Origin of the sequence: uncultured Photobacterium sp., assembly GCF_947039875.1 — a bacterium.
Taxonomy (GTDB): domain Bacteria; phylum Pseudomonadota; class Gammaproteobacteria; order Enterobacterales; family Vibrionaceae; genus Photobacterium.
The window spans coordinates 25,124-46,606 of record NZ_CAMRAN010000026.1 but is presented as its reverse complement, the minus strand read 5'-3'; the positions used below and the strand labels follow the sequence as shown (position 1 = coordinate 46,606).

Genomic DNA, 21,483 nt, shown 5'->3' with positions numbered 1-21,483 from the left:
AATAATGATATACAAACAAAAAATTTATTTTTATTTAAAGTTATATTTAATTAATTATTGAAAATAGTAAAAATAGCTTTTACGCATAATAAAAACACATATAATCAAGGAAATTCAAATTTAAATACTAGGTTTCAGAATGGATAATAAGCTCGGATTTGGTGCATTAACTGCATTTGTAATCGGCTCAATGATAGGTGCAGGAGTATTCAGTTTGCCACAAAATATGGCTGCTGTTGCAAGTCCTGCTGCCGTCATGATCGGCTGGACCATTACGGGTGTTGGCATGATATTCCTTGCAATGTCTTTTCAAATTTTATCATTATTAAAACCCAATATTAATAGTGGCGTCTTTGGCTACGCACAAGCCGGTTTTGGTGACTTTGTTGGCTTTTGTTCTGCATGGGGTTATTGGCTAAGTGCGATGCTCGCTAACGTTTCTTACTTAGTGATTGTATTTAGTACTCTCGGCATGTTCTTTGACAAACCCGACCATGTTATTTTTGGAATGGGTAATACATGGCAATCTATTGTCGGGGCTTCGGTTTTATTATGGCTTGTATATGCTTCGGTAAAACGCGGGGTACAAACCGCCGCAACAATTAATACCATAACGACAGTTGCTAAATTAATTCCACTGGTACTGTTTATCTTTGTTACCTTAATTGCCTTTAAATGGCACACATTTACATTTGATTTTACTGGTTTAGAATTCGGCCCTCAACATGACCTACTAAGCCAAGTTAAAGGTACCATGCTAATCACTGTATGGGTGTTTATTGGTGTAGAAGGTGCGGTTATCGTATCCTCTCGTGCACGTAATCGTCGTGACATTGGTCGAGCAACGATTCTAGGTCTACTAACGGCACTTGTTATTTATGTGTTCGTTACCCTACTTTCTATGGGTGTTATTTCTACCCCTGAACTTGCGAAATTCCAAAACCCATCAATGGCAATTATACTAGAACATGTTATTGGTCCATGGGGCTCAATTATTATTGGTTGTGGTTTACTTGTTTCCGTAAGTGGTGCATTTTTAAGTTGGACTGTTTTAGCAACAGAAGCACCTTTACTTGCCGCACAAAATAATATGTTTCCAAAGTCTTATGCGAAAGAAAATAGCGCAGGTACATCGATTAAAGCGCTTAACCTGACTATTATTTGTATTCAGATTTCATTATTTGCAGTGATTTACGCTGGTGGTACTTATAATTCACTACTGATTATTGCATCTGAAATGATCTTAGTGCCTTATTTCCTTGTTGCTGCATATACCCTAAAACTAGCGATCAAAAACAAAAATCGCGGCATGCTGTTGTTTATTGGCTTAGGTGCAACGATTTACGGCATTTGGTTACTTTATGCATCGGGTTTAAGTCACTTATTATTAGCATCTCTATTGTATCTGCCGGGGCTTTATTTCTTTATTAAAGCAAAGAAAGAGCTCAACCAACCTTACTTTGTAGGTAAAGAGCGTATCTTTGTAGTGCTATTAGTAATATTAGCTATATTTGCTATTTATATGCTAGCGACTGGCCATATCGTGCTAGAAAGCTAATTTTTGATAGAGAGACTAAAAAAGCCGTGTATGTTATATGCTTTTAATTATAAAAATCATATAACATACACGGCTTTTTATTTGAACATTTAGTTATTTAAGTTGTTGATGTTCCCAACTAATTTCAATTCGATTTCGTCCCATTTTTTTCGCTTTTAGTAACGCAAAATCAGCACGTTTGATCAAATCTTCACAAGGCTCATCAACTAACTCTGCTACGCCTAAACTGCATGTTAAACTAAATTCCTGATCAAACCCCCATGCCTTTGTCATGATTGTTTCTCGAATCTGCTCTGCTATTTCAACCGCAACACTCATATTCGTTTCAGGACAAAAAATAACAAACTCTTCCCCTCCCCAACGTACAAATACATCAGAACGGCGAGTTAATCCCTCAACTGTCGCTGCAAACTTAATTAAAACCTCATCACCAAAGCTATGACCATATCTATCATTAACCTCTTTAAAATGATCAAGATCGATAAAAATCATTGAGAAAGGGATCTTATTTAATTGTGTCTGAAGAACAATACCTTCTAGCCATTCAATAACCGTGTGCCTATTTCTAATACGAGTTAATGAATCAGTACAAGCCAAATGTTCAAATTTTAAACTTTTATTATAAAGTACGCGATTTGCATCTCGTAAACGTTGGCTACGTTCTTCTGATGTTTTAATTTTTTGGCTAAGAACAAAACGATCAATCAGAATAACAATACTGGCCGTTGCTACCCATAATAATAATAATAACTTCACTAACGATGATTCGCAGATCCAAGTACCATAAAAGACTAAGCGGTTTAATTTAATTGCATAGTATGACTCTTTGACATAACTTCCCGTCGCAATTTCAATGATTGAAATATTATCAAATTGTCGACTCGACTTATCAACAGGAATATTATTCTCCGCGATCCACCACGATAAAACTTGAAATGAATTTAATGGGAAAATCTTCAAACCTTCATTAACACCAGGCGTATATTCAATCGCATTAAATTTTAATGATAATGGATCATTAATATTAGAATACATAGGATCAAAATTACGTAAATAAATACGAATGCGTTCCCCTTCAAGTGGACTTGTATAATCAATATCAAGCCCAACGGAATCATAAGAACTTAAATCAAAACCAGCATCAATAGAGTCTGTTAATGCAACCGCAATTTCACAAAATGGCCATTTAGCTTTATTAACCAAATTACACTCTAATAACACATTGTGATTATTAATATTTAACTTTGTGATCGATGCTCCATTTTGACTTGAATCGTCAATAATTCTATAGGTGCTATTTTTAGGCGTAACTATATATTCCTTTTTTGCACCACCAAGAAGAAACCAGCTATAGCTACCAATTGTAAAACAAACTAAAAACAAGATGGTTACTCGAAGCCACTTATTTAACCCCGTCATAAATCCCTCAAAACACCAGAGCTTATAAAAAACACAAGCAAAATATTACAACCACGAGCGATAAATTAACAGACAATATTAGGTTAAACAACTAATTTTATTGATGATTTACGCTTACACCCAAACATTTTCTATATTGGTTGCATAATAATAAAAAACACCGCTTTAACGGCGGTGTTTTAGTACATTTTGAGTTAGTAATAACTTTATTTATCGGCGACGTTGGGTGTTTTTTCCACGGTTTTGATGTACTTTACTTTTTGCTTTAGCGCGACGTTTTTCTGCTGATGCGCCGCGATGAACAGAGGCTGTTTCAATTAACGTTGGATCCGGCTCATAACCCTCAAGCCATTGTTGTGGTAAACGGGTATTTAACAGCTCTTCAATCGCTTTTAATGCCCACTCTTCATCTAAACTCATTAGCGTGATCGCGTGGCCAGTATTACCAGCACGCCCTGTACGACCAATGCGGTGTACATAATCTTCAGCATTAAATGGTAAATCAAAGTTAACAACATATTCTAGCTGCTGAATGTCTAATCCACGAGCAGCAACATCTGTTGCAACAAGCACACGTACCTTACCGGCTTTAAAATCATCAAGCGCACGTTGACGCGCACCTTGGCTTTTATCACCATTAATAGACACCGCTTTAATACCATCTAAACCTAAACTTTTGGCTAATTGATCTGAGCCTTGCTTCGTTTTAGTAAAAACTAATACTTGTTGCCAATTACGTGAACCAATCAGATATGCCAATAATTCTGATTTTCTCTTTTTGTCAACGGGATACACCATTTGCTGCACAGTATCTGCTGCAATATTATCCGGTGTCACTTCCACCATCTTAGGGTCAGTTAGAATACTAAAAGCTAATTTTTTAACTTGCTTTGAAAAGGTTGCAGAGAAGAATAAAGTCTGACGCTCAGCCGACATACGCTTCATGATACGGTTAATATCAATAATAAAACCCATATCAAGCATGCGATCAGCTTCATCAAGTACAAATGTTTCTACATTCGCAAGTGATACATTGCCAACAAAAACATGGTCAAGTAAGCGTCCAGGTGTTGCAATAAGAATATCAACACCTGCTCTTAATGCTTTAATTTGCACATTCATGCTAGTGCCGCCATAAGCAACCGCGACTTTCAAATCACTGTACTTACTGTACGCAATAAAGCTATCGTAAACTTGTTGTGCTAATTCACGTGTCGGTGTAATCACCAACGCACGAATTTTTGCACCTTGTTGAGGCTTAGCGTCTTCAGTTCCCTGTTCAGCTAATGACGGTAATGTCATTAATCGTTGTAAAATAGGGAGCGCAAATGCTGCTGTTTTTCCGGTACCCGTTTGTGCCCCTGCCATCACATCATCCCCGGCTAATGCTAATGGGATCGCTTGCAATTGAACATCTGTTGGTTGTTCATAACCTAACTCTGTCACAACTTGCAATAATTTAGGGTGAAGGCCGAGCGTTTCAAACGACATAATGTATTCCTAGCAATAAATACGCTTATACCAATAAATTGGCATAAGAAAACAAGCGCGAATTCTAACACAAAAAAAAAGCACTTCGTCATGAAGTGCTTTTTGTTACAACATAAATCTTCGTTATTTATATAATAACCACATAATAACTACTGTTTAATATTCAAGAATGCAGCACCACGAACGCCACCAGCATCACCATGTTTGGCTTTTACAATTTTAGGTGCTTGTGAAACGGACAATAAGTATTTAGGTAGACGCTTTGGCAATTCTTCATAAATTAAATCAAAATTAGACAAACCACCACCTAACACAACAACATGAGGATCAACACCACTAAATAAGTTCGCAAAGCACATTGCAAGCACTTCCATGAAACGATCAACATGCTGTTGTGCTTTTTCATCACCCGCAGCATTACGTTCGATAATTTCAATCGCTTTTAGTTTTTCACCATAATAATGTGCGTAGATTTGTTCAAATCCTCGGCCAGATAGGTAATTATCAATACACCCTTTTTGACCACAGCCACAATCAAACAGTGGCGCGTTCTCTCCCATATGTAACCATGCATCTAACGGTAAGCGCATATGCCCAAACTCACCACCGACATGATTCAAACCAGAAAAGACTTTACCATCAAAAACCATTCCCCCACCAAAGCCAGTACCTAAAATAAGGCCAAGCACTGATGGTGAATGCTGATGCTCATCATCCCATGCTTCAGAAAGAGCGAAGCAATTCGCATCATTATCTAAGCTAACACTACGACCTAGTTTTGCTTCCAAATCTTTACGTAGTGTTCGGCCTTTAGCGGCAGGTATATTTGATGTCAATACAGTACCGTCGCGTGCATCTTCAATACCAGGAATACCAATACCGACTGAACCTTCACAGCCAAATTTCACATCAGCTGCGGTAATAATAGAAACAATAGTATTAATAAGTGTATCGTAATCGCCACTCGGTGTCGGCACACGTTCTGTTGCTACGCGCTCTAGTTTTTCATTAAATGCACCAAATTCAATTTTAGTTCCGCCTACATCAAAGCCGTAGTACATCCTATTCTCCTACAAATAATGTTTAACCACACCGTGAGTTCATAACTCTTTAAATATACTGAAAATTATCCACATTTACGCCAAAAACGACTGTGATCTACGACCAATTCATCAATTATTGTTTAAATGAGGTTTAAGATTATCTAACTGACATCACATCTTTATAGTGTGTTTTCATCAGTTGACATAAATTTTTCCAATATCGATAACGATGATTGTTCAGGTAATTGGCGATTCATTTTACCCGCGATGTAATTTTCACGAAAAACATCAAACCATAAATCTAATAGCTCAGCATTATAATGCTCACCAAATAGATCAATAATACGTGCCGCAACTTCAGCCGTACCTAATTGATTATCTTTTGATGCTTCACGCATTTTATATCGTGATGGCTTATCCGGATTAATGGATAATAATGGGAAACGATCAAGATATGGGCTCTTACGAAACATTTTTTTCGCTTCTGCCCAACTACCATCAAGCATAATAAATAATGGACGTTTACCTGCTTCAAGTGTCACTGCTGTCACTTCTCTCTCAGGTGCATACTCAGCAGGAAAAACAATATAAGGCTGCCATTGAGGATCATCAAGTAATGCTAGCATGTCAGCATTAGGCTCAGTACGAGACCAAATATAAGCAAAAGTATCTTCAAATACATCAGCAATTAAACGACCAGTATTACTTGGTTTTAATATTTCATCGTCAAACATGACCAATAAAAACGCGGCATTTGATGTTGCTAATGGGCGATGTTCACAAATGCACAAATGCGTACGTAACATGCATTGACGGCAACGTTGGACTTTACAGCCACGAGCGAGAAAAGGACGAGTTGAACGTGCAAGGCGTTCCTCATAAAGAGTATGTATAGCATGAATGCGCATAGCGACTAACCTAAAAACAGGAAAACGCGTGCATGTTACCGAAACCCCCACTAAACATACAGTCATTATCCGTATTATAAGATTGCCAACCTTCTATTGTTTATTTTATCGGCACATGCTCATGACAATCCGATAAAATAAACTCTCCCTTACTGTTTTCATAGCAATTATCGCTATTGATAATGGTAGTAGTATTACGGCCTCTTTTCTTTGATTCATATAATGCCAAGTCAGATTTCTCTAACCACGATTTATAATCGGTTAGCGTCGAATTCCATTCGCAGACACCTAAGCTGATCGTAACGTTAATAACACCTCGTTGATCATCAAATACGGTTTCTTGTTCAATTCGATTACGCAATCTCTCGGTAAAATACCCCGCTAACTCAGCTGGCGTACCAGGTAGAATAATACCAAACTCTTCACCACCGTAGCGCCCAGCGATATCAGTTTGGCGTTTAGTACGGCGTAACACATCAGCAATGACTTTAAGAACACCATCACCCGCTACATGACCGTAGGTATCATTAACCCGTTTAAAGTGGTCGATATCAAACATAATCAATGTAGCTGGTATTTGTGTTTGATGGCAATGCTCAAACGCATCCGCTAAACAATTTTCCCAGTGACCGCGATTGTAAAGCTGAGTTAATCGATCTGTAATACTCAAATGAGTCAGTTGTTTATTTGATTCATGAAGGTGATTTTTGTTTTTAGCGATATCAGTAACATCGGTGATCGTTAAACAAATATGAGTATATTCACCAGAAAGAGAGCGTAGCGGTGTTAACGTCATATTTTGATACATGGTATCTGAACTGCCCGAAATGGGACAAAAATTCAAAAATCGAAATACCCACGGTCGATCTTCCCATGCTGAAAATGATCGCATTCGTAATTTAAACGTCGATTGTATTTTGCTCTGTAACCACGACACGGGTAAATCAGGTACAACCTCAAACAATGATTTCCCCATTATTTGAACACTGGAAATACCGCTATAAGCTTGCATAAAGGTATTCCATGCACAAACATTATAGTTTTCATCTAATATCACAACACCAGCATCAAAATTATCTAATACTTGCATTGTTAAATGAAAATCAGCTAAAGATATTTCGTTCAATGTAATGATTCCATCACTTTATTATTAATAATTGCTAGAGAATGCTTATCCATAATAAATAAGACTTCACACTCAACATCTAATATTTCCGCTTTATAGGTATATTCAATGGTAAAAAAAGTCTGCACATCACCACACGTATGCTGTAGGTTCATATATTCTTCTAACACAATAGGTTGGCGGACAGAAAATGGAATAGAAATTTGCTCTGATAATGCAACTAAAAAAGAAGATACCATTAAATTAGCAATATCAATCACAACTTCATTTTTATATTCATCGGTTTGACTAAAGCCTAGTTTTTGACCAAAAAAGTGAATATCTTTACCATGTAATTCAACCAACGCCTCACCATGAATGCCGCCCCCCACAAAGCGTTGTGTAATAGCAATTAATTCATGATCATTGCGAATATCAGCAATTGCCATTGATAGATCACTGCTTTTCATAAATGCGACACTTGGTAATGGCATTTTAATAAAATCACCAAGGTGATCAGAAATGATTGCAGCGCCTCGCCCCAACGCGATATTAGCTAACTCGCGCATGATCTCAATAGAATTATTATCCAGATAAGTATCAGCAGCGATGGGGGGAATATTATCAAATACTAACCCTAAACGTTGCGACAGTTCTATCAGCTCATCATGATTAAACGGCTTAGATAAAAAATAATCAGCACCTAACGCTAAGCTTCTTTCCACGGCAGTTAATTGTACGTCAGCAGATAAGACAATGATCGTAGTGTTATAGTCACTGACAGGTAAGGACTTCATTACACTAAAACCATCCATTACTGGCATGGTTAAATCTAAAAAAATAATATCAATATCAATGTTTTTTAAACACTCAAGCCCCTCTTTTCCGTTTTCCGCATAGAAAAAAGTAGCATTACTGCATGACTGTAGCAATCGTGTTATAGATTTATGTACTAAGACTGAATCGTCACAAATGAGAATATTTATTTTGTTAATCATCAGACTAATCACTTACCCATTGAACTTCACATTAGTATAAAGCAAAGCAATATTATGCAGTAATGTAAAAATATGCATTCAGTGACATACATCTAAATATTGATCTTAGTTCCAATCAATAACCACTAAAAGAAAAAGGCAATTGTCTTTTTTAATCGTTAACATTGATGATTTATCGATATGTACTCTTTCATATTTAATTACTGCTCAATAATAAATCAAATATATGGTGGGCAAGATAGTTACCCACTGACGATTTTATAATAGAATCTCAGCATAACTTTATAATATCAGCCATTGGAAAATAATATGAAAGCGCTTCGTTGGTTCATCGGTAAAATTATTCTCATACTCAATTCTCTTTTTTTGCCACGCGGTATGCAACGATCTGAAACCGATCAGCAAAAAGTTGATGCCGCAGTTGCTAATATGCAACTTTATCAATTTGAGACATGCCCTTTTTGTGTAAAAGTACGTCGCCACGCTAAACGTCTAAATATCCCTCTAGCGACCCGTGATGCGAAAACGTCACCTTGGGGCCAAGAGTTATTAGAACAAGGAGGCAAGCGTAAGGTTCCTTGCCTGCGTATTGAAGAAGATGGACAGGTGACTTGGATGTATGAATCAAACGATATTATTGCGTATTTAGATAAGCGCTTTGCTTAATATTACCAATAATTCACACAATAAACTCAAATAACCATTTAAGTCCTTAACGTATAAGCCGATAGCTCTTATTGCACTTTAAAGTTGTAGTATAAAAGAGGTATCACTATCGGCTTTTAACTACTGAATTTTTATTTATTGGTTACAAATACGTTTTACAGGGCTGCATATGCGCAAGAATCATACGATAACTACCGACGATATTTTAATTAAATTATGCCACTCTCTGGCTGATGTATTATCTCGTGCAACAGAAAGCCACATTAAATATTCGCCAATGGTACAAAAAATTAATAAAACAAGCTTAAAACCTGATATCGGCTGCTTTGTTTTATTTGATGGCGGCTTTACAGGATTAGTTGTAACGAATTTCTCCGCCGCAGCAGCAATGGAACTTTATCAAAGCTACATGCTTCGAATGGGCTTTCCTGACACAGATATTGCTATTCATCATACCGCTGATGATGTTGCTAATATTTTAGGTGAGTTAATGAATCAAGTTGTTGGCGATTTTACTGGCAAAATTGGCAGAGAGTTAAAAATATCAATTACTCAAAACCAGCCGAAAATGCTCGCTCTGCATAAACAAATCATCCTCTCTGTTGATACTAATCTTGATCGCCCTCAAGTACGTCGTGTTAGTTTTACAACAGAAAAGAATAATATTTTCTATCTTGAGCTCGCTATGGATAAAACTGAATTTATTCAATTGGAAGAATTTGAGATTGATGAGCAAGATCCTGATGCTATTTTTGAAACTGCTTATGATGCTCAACAACAGAATCAAGTAACTTCATTCAATAAAAACACAAAAAACAGCAACGACAATCAAGATTTATTGGATCAACTTGGACTGTAAAAAAGCCTTAATTTAAATAGTTAGGTAACTTTGTCCCTCATATTGTTACCTCTTTATTTTTCCTTCGCGATTAAAGTATTTACTTTTATTAATCATAAATTTAATTCTGTGATCAATAACATAATTCATTTCCATAAGACAATTTACAAAAACTTCAATTCCATATAATTTCAACACCACTTTCGTTTGTGAGTTTATCGTAATGTCTCAACACCGTATCGCCAGCTTTGAATTTGGTCGAATTATAGCCACGATCGCTATTATTGCTTTGCATAGCCAAATATTCATGCTGGCACCTTTATTTGATGGCCAACCCTTGTTAGGCATGGGGCTCAATCAAATTAGTCGGTTTGCCGTGCCGTTATTTTTTATTATGGCGGGTTATTTTATTCAACCGCGTTTAACAACCGAGCGTGTCCCTTATCTCTGGTGCTATGCACGTCCATTACTCATCATGTGGGTCTTATGGAGTATTATTTACCTTATTTTGCCGTTTAATTTTCACCTCGTGACCGCTGAGGGATATGTTGCTGAGCGTACCTTCTATTGGCAAAAACTGCTCACAACCCCTTTAAATACCTTGTTTGAAGGTGGATTAGTGCATCTTTGGTATATTCCAGGATTGCTCAGCGGGTTAACTATCATTACTGCTTTACTACATTTGAAGTTATCGCGATTGATTATTCCCGTTGCTACTCTGTTATTTATTTTCGGCTTAATGGCAGGTAGCTATGCTCAAATAACAGAATTAAGTTCACCGATATTCACCCGTAATGGCCCATTTTTTAGTACCTTCATGATCATGCTCGGATTTGAAATTCGCCGTCGTAATATCAGTATTAGTCTCAAATACAGCGTTATTATGATGATCGTTGGATTTTGTCTATTTATCGGTGAAGCGAACTACCTTTCACTGCAAGAAAATGGTTCTTTTTTCCATGACTTTCTGCTTGGAACCCCGTTATGGGCATTAGGTATTTTCTTTATTTTATTAGCGATACCTAACTTAGGTGACTATAAAATTATTCACTCATTAAGCAAAGATGTACTGGGTATTTACCTCTGTCATCTACTTATCGTGATTTATTACCTTAATATCATCAGTATGTTAAATATTAAACCGATTATTGCCAGTCTTTTTGCAGTACCCGTGGTGCTAAGTGTTTCAATCATAATTGTTCGCTGTCTGCGCAAAATACCAATGACAAAATGCCTAGTACGCTAAATTAACGCTTAACATTCTATTAAAGTCCTTATTATCATCTGATTATAAGGACTTTTTTATACTCATCATCTCACTGCACTCATTAACAATTATCAACTGATAGCATTGATGAAGATCGCCACAAACATCATTTTTAATGCAAAAAATGTTTAAGACCACACTTAAATTCAACCCTCTAACACGCTTTTAAAATTCTGTAGTTGCACATTATCGCTACATGCCAATAACCTTATTAGTAACTCTCGTGCACTATAATAATAAAGGTATGAATGAATGGCTAAACTACACCCTCTCTCCATCGTGATTGGCAGCCTCTTTGCTGCAAACAGCTATGCTATGACTCCTCAACCCGATCCTGACACTGTAGGTGGTTATGTCATTGAGCGATCTGAAATTATTACAGCTGAAAATGCGAAAACAATGGACCCAATGTACGATGTTTGGGCTAAAGCGTTAGCTACGGCTTCAAATACAGTCGTTGAAGCTATTATTCCGGGAGTAAGTACGAACCCAGATAATGTAAAGCGAGTTGAGCGTGTTTTTCCTGAAACTGAGTGGAATTACCTCACTCAAATGGCAGCACCTGAATATACATATGCCCGCTTTTTACGTGCAATAGGCAAATTCCCTGCTTTCTGTGGCGATTACACTGATGACCGCGATGCTGATGCTATCTGTAAGAAATCTATCGTCACCGCATTTGCTCATTTTGCCCAAGAAACGGGTGGTCATATTAGTATTGAAAACGTCTCAGATAACCCGTTAGGGCTTGAAGAGTGGCAACAAGCATTGGTTCATGTACGTGAAATGGGCTGGTCTGAAGGTCAGCCTGGTTACACGACAGGATGTGGTCAAAATGATTGGCAAAATAAACGCTGGCCTTGCGCTGAAGGACAGGGTTACTTTGGTCGTGGCGCAAAACAACTTTCATACCACTTTAATTACGGTGCTTTTTCTGAGGTGATGTTTGATGGCGATGCGACGGTATTGCTCAACAATCCGGGGTTAGTTGCTGATTCTTGGTTAAATTTAGCTTCTGCTATCTGGTTCTTCTTAACGCCACAAGCCCCTAAACCTGCCATGTTACATGTTATAGATCGCACATGGGTTCCTTCTCAACGTGAAACCGACGCTGGTATTGGCTATGGTTTTGGTACCACCATTAATGTCATCAACGGTGGTATTGAATGTGGCGAGCAAAACAAAGATAAAGGTCAACCCGTTAACCGTATTCGTTACTGGGAAGGTTTAGTTGAAAATTATCAAATTCCAGTAAAGAGCGATGAAACCAACACCTGCTGGCAACAAACACCTTATGGTAGTTTGAATCTAAATGGTGCAACCGATGTGCTTTATACTAACTGGGATGCAAATTGGAAGTACTATCCTGATCGTCCGGGTGGTGTTTCATTTGAATGTGAGTTAGTGGGTTTCCAAACAGCCTATTCGGCTTTAGTTGCAGGCGATTATGAAAAATGTGTGACCAATTTCTATGGCTCCCACGCGAACTGGCCGGCGGTGCGTGTGGTTGATAAATTAGACCCTGACACAGGTGGTGGCACAACAGAACCAACCGATCCACCGATTGATGGCGTGGCGAGTTGGGATGAAAATAAAGTCTACACTGGCGGTGAACAAGTCGCATATAAAGGCGCTATTTATGAAGCGCAATGGTGGACTCAAAGCAACCAGCCGGATTTAGGCGGCCCATGGAAATTAATCAAGGCAGCAGCATCTACAGATGGCACAGTAACCCCAGCAACAGATGTTACAACGTGGAGTACGACTGCCGTCTATGGTGGTAATGATAAAGTCAGCTTCCAAAACAAAACTTATCAAGCAAAATGGTGGAGCCAAGGCAATACACCAACAGCGGGTGATCCGTGGACATTGCTACCTTAACACGTACCTTACCCATATTGTTGAGTTAAGATACTGATTATTAATGCTTAATTAAAATGGCTTTGACGGAAAAATTAAACCCTATCAAGGCCATTTTTTATCACAAACAAAGATAACAATAACTACTTAGTTGTCGCATCAAATACCAATTTACCTAAACGATATAACCGTTTTGCTTGCTCGGTATAATCAATAGTTTCACCTTGGGCACGGCGACGGTTTAACTGGGTATTGATCCCATCTTGATACACCTGTTGTAACTGTGATTGTAAGCTATCAAGATTATAAGGAATACGATCGCTACTCACGGAAAACGGTAGAATATATTCAGCTTGCATCACCTCACGGTTATACTTCACAGCCTCACTAATAATCTGCCCTTTGTCTGTTTGCGGTGCTTCAAGATCGTACGGCGGTAACCATTCATCAACGGGTTTAAGTTTATCGACTTGGTTAACCAACATGATCAATTTAGGCGCTTTTCTTTGCTGATTTTGTGGTTGCTTATAAAACGAATCAAAAGCACTTTTTAGGGTAACATCTAATTGGCGTGATGATTGATTAGCTTTCAATACCCAAATAACCACATCACTTTCGGTCATTTGTTTTAGTAATTTCTTCTCAGTTTCAGCACTACCATCAATGCCCGGTAAATCAATCAGATTGATTAAATCGAGCCCTTCAACTTCACATTTATAGGTTGTGGCTTTATCTGTTGATGGTAACGCGCTTACTTCAGCCGCAATTTCGCCCACTAAGCCATTAATAACCGATGACTTGCCCGCACTTACTTGACCTACAATCGCTACCCGTAACGGCTCTACTGCAATCGCGGTTGCTTGTTGATCGTGGTCTTGAAGTTGGCTATGTGGAACTGCTGCGTCATCAAGCTTAAAACGGCCACTGTATAAATCAATCGCAACTGAAGCGACTTCTTGTAATAACGTCGCTTTTAGTTTGCTTTGAACTTCAGCACTGACGTCATCAAACAACTTACCAACAACCAGACCACGTACTTCCGCTAGCCAACCTGTTGGCGTTGCAATTCGAAATAAACGATAAATATCATACGCGCTTTTTGCATACCCCATTTTATCTTTAATCGCATAACCTTGTTTAAGGCTCGTTAAGGTGATCTTCTCTGAAAAAGGAACATGCTGTTGCAGAAAGTGACGATAACGACGACTTATCTCTTCAACCATCATTAAAAACTCTGGGGCCGTAAAAGCCAACTTTTGCGAGCTCGATTGTTGATGATACTGCGCAGCAACATCAGCCACCAAAACATAAGCATGGGCTTGTAGGCTTTCCCATGCAGAGTCATCTGCTAGTTGCTTATCAATAACTAGTGTCATTTGTTGCCACACTTGCTGATCGTGCTCACTCCATTGTGGATTGGCGGCGACATGTAATGGTGCAATATCATCCATAACAGCATCTGCAACCACCCGTTTACGGCGCAACCACCAATAAGGAAGAAAAGCCACTAGACAACCACCAGCAATAATGGCAAAAAATAACAGCCATTGTCCTTGTTGAATCAGATCAACAACACCAAACCCCGCCAATACCATGATTGGCAAACACACCGCTAACATCAGTAACGGAAACAAACCTTCAGAGAGTTGATTAATTAACTGATAGCTTTTGCTCATCCGTTTCATGCATGATCCTTTTTCGGTGATGATTTACTCAATTGTTGTCGATCAGCAACCTGCTTGACGGTCGTAAATGCTTGTTGATAAGCCAATTTAATTTGGTCTTTTGAAATCGACTCACCTTTACTGCGATGATATAAATACATACAAGCCGCACGGCCAATCGCATAAGTCGATGAAAAACTCATCGCAGCAGCGGTTGCACTACCCACTGTTTGACCGTATGCAGGAATAAATTTAACTAACTGGTTAAGCCCCAATTTAGATAAATATTGCAACAAAAAACCCGATCCCAGCATGCCCACAAATTCTGCATAATCTTTTTTATTCCAACTGACACCATATTGATTCGCAAGGCTATGCAGCATCTTACCTTGAATAGCTGGCACACTGAATAATCCAACCGCCGGGATTGCATCACTGGCACCTGCAGCTCCTGCATACCACAACACTTCTTGGCGTAACTGATAAAAGTTTTGTTCTTCACGGTTAGTATGAGCTTGTTGATTCGATAACAAACTCAACATCGGAAGTGCATCCGTTAAAGCATGCTGCAATGCATCAATACCAATAAATTGTGCTTCATCTGGAATGAAATCAACCACAATCGGCTGGTAGATAGTTACCGTTTCTGATTGCCATTGTGCAGGTTTTATGCCCCACACATCCATTACCCGTTGATGATTATATTCAATCGCACGCTGGCGCTCTTGAGTATCAACAATGCTATTCACCGCAGTATGGATAACCAATAAATGTTTGATCATACCACTACGTTTAATGTGCTTTAATGCCGCTAATAAACCAGATTGTTCAGGCTCTTCCGCTTTCATCACCACCATTAATGCATGGCTTTTACCACTACACATTGCAATGTCTTCAGTGGGATCGTAATCCGCTTCACCTAATCCTCGTGTATCTAAAAAACACACTAATGGATTTTCTGCTGGATAGAGATAATGGTGGGCAGTACGTGTACAAGGTTGAAAACCATTACCAATCTCAACCAAACTACTACCTGTGAGCGTTTGAATAAGAGTTGATTTTCCCGCCCCAGTTTTACCTAATAACCATAATGTTGGAATATGTTTCTGCCATTCATCAAACGCAGGAGCCAAATCAGGGTTAACTGAGGGATTTATATATTGGAAAACTTTCTTAAAGAAACGATTCATATCACCTTCACACCACAAAATAATAAACCAGTCATATATTAATTTTTATATATCACTATTTAATCAGTATTAGCAAAATAGCACTAAATGAAAAAAGAGAATAACCTTAATGATTATTCTCTTATTTATAATTCAATATTCGCTGTCTCTGGCTACCGATTAGTCATCGAAATGATCAATAAAATATTGCTCACGGCTTGAGCTAACTAAGCTTGATACCACTATCGCCATATAAAATACGCCAATAATCGCTTCAAGGTAGGCGAAGACCTTAGCGATTGGCGTTATTGGCAAAATATCGCCATATCCCAATGTGGTTAAGGTAACAAAACTAAAGTAAGCAGCATCAGCAAAATTCTTATTCCATGCTCCCTTATTGAGGCCTTGAAATGATCCCGGAAAGAAATGAACAAGAATTAAATACCCAATTGCCCACATTAAACCAAGCAATAAAAATAATGCCATTGAGCCAATGATTTTGTTGCTATTAATTGAACCGGTAAAGAGTATTTGACGCATAATTGAACGAAAAGTGCCATAAAAGAAAATAAACATCAATAACAGCATGATAATTTCAATTTCTTCAATGCCTAATACCGTTCGAGTGATCACAGCAATCAGCCATGCAACCACTAATGACGATAAAAAACGGAACCAATTCTTATCAAAACGTAAGCTCAGTAAACAAATTCCAAAAGTGATAAACGTGAAAATTTCTAATATATATTGCAAAAAACCAGATGTAATCACTTTGTCTAATGATGCACTAATCAATAAAAAGACCAATGCTAAGGTTAAGTAGAAAAAATTATTTTGATTATTTATCCGTTGGGCTTTTTTACTCAACATTTATCAATATTCCTTATTTATCTTCATAACCAGTAAGTTCCATAAACCCTTTCCCATCATGTGACCCTGTCACATTGATCGGGCCTTCCCAATAGGGAAACATAAAACGTAACCACTGGTCTTGCCGTACAACACTTGTTTGGAGTTTTAACCCTTGTGATGGTACTTCAATTAACCAATTTAATGGAAATGAAATTCCACTCACTTTATAAAAATGCATAGGTTTCATTCGTATTTGGTTATTATCTAATTTAACCACTCGACCATCAGGCCATGAACGTGAACCAATAAAATAGGGTCTTTGACCATCTTCACGCAATTGTGATACCCACAAAGCGCTGCCATCATTAAGGTGAATCGCGAACCAATCCCAACCTTGTTGTTTGGCACTGAGCATACTACTGCTCCACTCACGATCAAACCAACCACGACCACTCACTTTATATGGTTTTCCATCCAGAATGATCGTCCCATCAAGCTCTAAAAATGGAGCACTGTAATAATAGGAAGCAATATCCAATAATGGATGCTTTTTGCTATATCCTTTATCACCCTGTAAGACAATGGCACCTTTTTGCTTGATGTTTAATCGCGCTAGCATGTCATCATCTGAAAATGCAAGTTGACCTGGGAAAGGATCACTGGTCGCAGCACGCCATGACCAATTATCTAACCATGCACGAAAAGGTTCAAGATTAACCCCTGCTTGTCCAATCCCACCACGCGCAAATCTTTCCGTTGCCCAAATTTTCTTTTTTGTTGTTATTACCGCATGTGCCATATACATCTGAGGCGTTTTCCAACCACTCAAATCTTCATCACTGGTCGCCATACGAAATAACGTCCACTGCACCGCAATTTCTTTTCCTGTTTCTGTTTTAAGATTCGCGGTTAAATACCACCATTCGGCAAGATATTCAGGGTGTTCGCCATGATCTTGAGGAAACGTTATCGGCTCTCCTTTTATCACTGGCTCAAACACAAAATCTTTAGACTGCGTTAATATCTTTACTGAATTACTTCTCGTTGGTTGTTTATCACAACCACTTAGCAGCATCATTCCCATTAATATTATAGATAAAGAAAACACATGCCAACGAGATTGCTGAGTTAAAACTTTCATTAAAATGACTCTCGCAAAGATAAAATCGCAGATCGATGAACCAAACGCCATACTGGCCATGCTCCGGCAACAAGCAGTGCTAATAAAGCCGTACCTAATGTCATAAAATAATCATAAGGAAAATATTGAACTTGCATCGTCCAACCAAAGGAATATTTCAACACTACATCAATCAAAAGTTGCGCTAAAAGTAGCCCTAATGGTAATGATATCAATGCTGTCATTAAACCAATAAGCAACAATTGCCCACCACCTAATAACGATAATTCAATGCCAGTCATTCCCATGCAGCGTAATAATGCAAATTGTCGCTGACGTGAAATTTCACCAGCAATAGTGGCAAAGAACAAACCACAAATAGCAATAAATAACGTTAAATTACCTAACGTCGATGTCACAATAAACGTACGATCAAAGACGGTCATCGCTTGTTTCATTAACGCGGCATTGTTACGTATACGTTCTGGTTGTAACAGAAATTGTTCACCTAATTTTGCTAATAACAATTCAGATTTTGCACCCTTTTTCAAATGAATAGCTAATCCGACTTGTCCTGAATGCGGCCAAAAACGTTGCCATTTTTGTTGTGAGATTAAGACTTGTCCGTAAGGATTACCATAATCATAATAAATACCCACCACTCGCCATTTCTGATTCATGGGAGCGGGAAGATTAATAATATCCCCAGGCTGCCAATGGTGTTTCAACGCCATAGACTCACTGACCATTACCGCACGATCATGATGCAATTGCTGCCAATAATTATTAAGGCCCACTTTTACTGACAGTGCTTTTTGCTCACCCGATGTTTGACCGATACTCATAACCTGAATCGTACCATTGTTTGAGCGTGTTGATTTTTGCCAGCTCAACCATACTTGATCTACTTCCGGTTGTTGTTGAAGCCATTTTGATATCCGTGGTGCCATATTCATTGATGGGCGAATATAAATATCCGCAGCTAAACGCTGTTCAAGCCAGTTTTCCGTTGTATTACGAAAACTACCAACCATCGTCTCCATACCGATGTTAGAAGCTAGCGCCAACATAAACGCCATTGCTGCTATACCGCGATAACTTAGGCTGGCAGCCGCATCAAAGAAAAACCACCGCATGCGCGCTTTACTGCTGACATTACCGAGAAAATGGAACAGCAGCCACAGTAAATAAGGCATCATTAAACCGGAGGCTATAAGAATAAAGGCGATTAAAACAAAACCTGTTAACTGCCCATGAGAAAGCTTATAAACAACAACCGCACCGATAATAAAAACACAAGAAAACAACGCTTGCCACGCAAACTCTTGGCCACTAAAACGCACTAAAGACAAATGTGTCGCTAGTCGTGCGGGTGGTGATTTGATTAGACGCACAACCGGCCATGTACAGGCAAATGCACAGCCAAAAATCGCAATTGCTAAACTTGCAGCACCCCATTGCCAATTCCAGTGCACTTGTAAACCAACATTGGCGTTATATAAATCATTCAATGATGCCGCAACAGATGGCAGTAATTGTTGAGCTAATAGCAATCCAATAAGATTACCACCAACCAGCCCAACAAATACCCACAAACACAGTTCACCAACAAGCGCTCCAGCAAGTTGTGTACCGTTAACGCCTAATTGACGCAAAATACCAACTAACGGTTGTCGTTGCGCTAGAGAAAGCGACATTGCTTGATAGAAAATAAATAATCCGACCACAAACGCCAGCATGCCCATCGCAAACAAGTTCAGATGAAAGGCATTGGTTAATGGCTCTAATTTTGCATTATGCTGACGTTCAAGCGTTAACCCTGGAGGTAAAATATGCGTCAGTTTCATTAACTGTTTACTGCTCATTTCACCGCAAACAACCGCACTAAAACCTGAACTAGGTTGTAATTCACGTAACAAAGCAATGTCTGCAATCATACGAGAATCATTCATGCGACTATCATGAACAACTTTCATCGGACCAATTTGACGCCCAGAATTAAGTGTCAGCATATCTCCGTTTTTAAGACCGATATAATTAGCTAAGTGCTCACCTAAAACAATAGGGTATGGTGGTCGCATTAATTGTAATAAATTAATTTTACTTTCATCAATTACGCTATTTTTTACTGCGCCCAAAATCGCAACAGGATCAACCCCCAACAGTTGAAAATCACGTTGTTTTTCTGTAATTATGCGATGTTCAACTAATGGTGCACACGTTTTAAGCCCTGCTCGACGCATCTGAATGTAAAAACCTTGCGGTACATTCATACCAATTTGAGCATTACGTATACGATAAGGAAAAGGATTAGAAAAAAGTTGTTCGCCTTTACGATAGCTTTCTTTCGCTTGTTGATTAACACCCATTACACCAACTAATAATGCAATACCCAGTGTTAATCCAAGCCACACTAAAACAATTTGTAATGGGTGACGACGATAGTGTCCCCAAAGCGCACTAGCTACGGGACGTAACATGTAGCTGACCTCCCTGTAAGCGAATACAGCCTTGCATATGCGCCGCAACTTTCTCACTATGGGTAACAACTAATAAGGTGCAATTAAGGTGTTTTGTTAATGTAATAAGTAACCGAATAACAGCATCGGCATTACGTTCATCTAAACTCCCTGTTGGTTCATCCGCTAATAATAATATCGGTTCCATATAAATTGCACGTGCAATGGCCGCACGTTGCTGTTGTCCCCCTGAAATCTCTTCAGGATAACGTGATAATAATGACATTAAATCCAATGCAGAAATTAGCTTTAACCATAACTTATCGTCGTCAGGTAATCCTTTTAGCTGTCGACAGAAACGAATATTATCAGCCACAGTTAAAGTTGGTAATAAATTATATTGTTGAAAAACAAGACCAATATGTTCACGACGGAAAGCAGTTCGCTTACGTTCAGAAATTGCATGTATTGCCGTATCACCAAACCATATTTCACCTGATTCAGGCTTATCAAGCCCAGCGATTAAATTCAATAATGTACTTTTTCCTGAGCCGCTTTCTCCCATTAGCGCTAATTGTTCGCCCGAATTTAAAGATAAATTAGCGCCCTGAAGCACAGAATGAAACTCGGTACCGTCTAGATACCCTTTGCAGAGTTCAGATAGTCGTAACATGTTCAATCACCAACGTTTGCTTACATTACAAATTAACTACTATTTATGTTAACAATCGAATAATTAAAATAAATAGTTATTCAATATTACCTATACTATTCCTCACAACACAACTTAGCTATATAAGCATTACCATTTATCACGTTTTTTATTTGAAAAATATTCTTTAATAACAAGTAGCTACCACTCGACTTAAAAAAACCATAAAAACCATAAAAACCATTTTTATATTTCTAATTTGGATTTAATAACCATATATAAAAACGATACAAACTAATTAATAACCATACGAATTGTTTAAATATTCATCCGATTTAGCTAAGTTATATCTCTATTTTGTTATTAAATGAATAATCACAACCATATGCATTAAAATCCATAGTGATCCCGATG

The 21,483-nt window shown here is 38.2% G+C and carries 17 protein-coding genes; 5 read left to right on the top strand and 12 right to left on the bottom strand.

All coding sequences use genetic code 11. The features are described 5' to 3' along the window. Positions 1–139: 139 nt before the first annotated feature. Positions 140–1,558: a basic amino acid/polyamine antiporter gene (locus tag Q0V26_RS10810; protein WP_297481696.1), complete on the top strand. Its 1,419-nt coding sequence runs from the start codon at positions 140–142 to the stop codon at positions 1,556–1,558. A gap of 93 nt (positions 1,559–1,651) precedes the next feature. Here Q0V26_RS10810 and Q0V26_RS10805 read toward each other — a convergent pair whose 3' ends face one another. The 6 genes from Q0V26_RS10805 to Q0V26_RS10780 form a co-directional block, all read right to left on the bottom strand. Further along, positions 1,652–2,977 (bottom strand): GGDEF domain-containing protein, encoded by a 1,326-nt coding sequence (locus tag Q0V26_RS10805; RefSeq protein ID WP_297481695.1) that lies wholly within the window; start codon positions 2,975–2,977, stop codon positions 1,652–1,654. 210 nt (positions 2,978–3,187) lie between these two features. Further along, on the bottom strand, positions 3,188–4,468 hold the full coding sequence (locus Q0V26_RS10800; RefSeq protein WP_297481694.1) for a DEAD/DEAH box helicase: 1,281 nt from the start codon (positions 4,466–4,468) through the stop codon (positions 3,188–3,190). A gap of 149 nt (positions 4,469–4,617) precedes the next feature. Next, positions 4,618–5,529, bottom strand: a complete 912-nt coding sequence (gene nagK, locus Q0V26_RS10795; RefSeq protein ID WP_297481693.1) for an N-acetylglucosamine kinase — start codon at positions 5,527–5,529, stop codon at positions 4,618–4,620. A gap of 161 nt (positions 5,530–5,690) precedes the next feature. Next, positions 5,691–6,419 carry a tRNA-uridine aminocarboxypropyltransferase gene (locus Q0V26_RS10790; protein ID WP_297481692.1) on the bottom strand — a complete coding sequence of 243 codons (729 nt, stop codon included), beginning with the start codon at positions 6,417–6,419 and terminating at the stop codon, positions 5,691–5,693. Positions 6,420–6,519: 100 nt separating this feature from the next. Further along, positions 6,520–7,545, bottom strand: coding sequence for a diguanylate cyclase (locus Q0V26_RS10785; RefSeq protein WP_297481691.1), 1,026 nt, complete (start codon positions 7,543–7,545; stop codon positions 6,520–6,522). Then, a complete protein-coding gene (locus Q0V26_RS10780) occupies positions 7,542–8,522 on the bottom strand; it encodes a response regulator (protein ID WP_297481690.1) in 981 nt (326 codons plus the stop codon). Before Q0V26_RS10780 ends, Q0V26_RS10785 begins: the two co-directional genes overlap by 4 nt. A gap of 309 nt (positions 8,523–8,831) precedes the next feature. Between Q0V26_RS10780 and Q0V26_RS10775 the strand changes: the two genes are divergently transcribed. The 4 genes from Q0V26_RS10775 (at position 8,832) to Q0V26_RS10760 (ending at position 13,174) form a co-directional block, all read left to right on the top strand. Then, positions 8,832–9,188, top strand: a complete 357-nt coding sequence (locus Q0V26_RS10775) for a glutathione S-transferase N-terminal domain-containing protein (protein WP_297481689.1) — start codon at positions 8,832–8,834, stop codon at positions 9,186–9,188. Positions 9,189–9,357: 169 nt separating this feature from the next. Then, the gene (locus tag Q0V26_RS10770; protein WP_297481688.1) at positions 9,358–10,047 is read left to right on the top strand and encodes a DUF3334 family protein; all 690 of its coding nucleotides are present in this window, start codon (positions 9,358–9,360) and stop codon (positions 10,045–10,047) included. A 202-nt stretch (positions 10,048–10,249) separates the two neighbouring features. Next, positions 10,250–11,272 carry an acyltransferase family protein gene (locus Q0V26_RS10765; RefSeq protein ID WP_297481687.1) on the top strand — a complete coding sequence of 341 codons (1,023 nt, stop codon included), beginning with the start codon at positions 10,250–10,252 and terminating at the stop codon, positions 11,270–11,272. 273 nt (positions 11,273–11,545) lie between these two features. Beyond that, positions 11,546–13,174 (top strand): chitinase, encoded by a 1,629-nt coding sequence (locus Q0V26_RS10760; protein ID WP_297481686.1) that lies wholly within the window; start codon positions 11,546–11,548, stop codon positions 13,172–13,174. A 122-nt stretch (positions 13,175–13,296) separates the two neighbouring features. Here the strand turns inward: Q0V26_RS10760 and Q0V26_RS10755 are convergent, their stop codons facing one another. The 6 genes from Q0V26_RS10755 to Q0V26_RS10730 form a co-directional block, all read right to left on the bottom strand. Next, complete coding sequence (locus tag Q0V26_RS10755; RefSeq protein WP_297481685.1) at positions 13,297–14,838, bottom strand: GTPase; 1,542 nt, start codon at positions 14,836–14,838, stop codon at positions 13,297–13,299. Beyond that, positions 14,835–16,007 carry a GTPase gene (locus tag Q0V26_RS10750; RefSeq protein WP_297481684.1) on the bottom strand — a complete coding sequence of 391 codons (1,173 nt, stop codon included), beginning with the start codon at positions 16,005–16,007 and terminating at the stop codon, positions 14,835–14,837. The genes Q0V26_RS10755 and Q0V26_RS10750 overlap by 4 nt, the downstream gene beginning before the upstream one ends. 159 nt (positions 16,008–16,166) lie before the next feature. Further along, complete coding sequence (locus Q0V26_RS10745) at positions 16,167–16,856, bottom strand: potassium channel family protein (protein ID WP_297481683.1); 690 nt, start codon at positions 16,854–16,856, stop codon at positions 16,167–16,169. Positions 16,857–16,869: 13 nt separating this feature from the next. After that, complete coding sequence (locus Q0V26_RS10740) at positions 16,870–17,979, bottom strand: lipocalin-like domain-containing protein (RefSeq protein ID WP_297481682.1); 1,110 nt, start codon at positions 17,977–17,979, stop codon at positions 16,870–16,872. Beyond that, on the bottom strand, positions 17,979–20,438 hold the full coding sequence (locus tag Q0V26_RS10735) for an FtsX-like permease family protein (RefSeq protein WP_297481681.1): 2,460 nt from the start codon (positions 20,436–20,438) through the stop codon (positions 17,979–17,981). The genes Q0V26_RS10740 and Q0V26_RS10735 overlap by 1 nt, the downstream gene beginning before the upstream one ends. Next, positions 20,419–21,090: an ABC transporter ATP-binding protein gene (locus Q0V26_RS10730; protein WP_297481680.1), complete on the bottom strand. Its 672-nt coding sequence runs from the start codon at positions 21,088–21,090 to the stop codon at positions 20,419–20,421. Before Q0V26_RS10730 ends, Q0V26_RS10735 begins: the two co-directional genes overlap by 20 nt. Between the last annotated feature and the right edge of the window lie 393 nt (positions 21,091–21,483).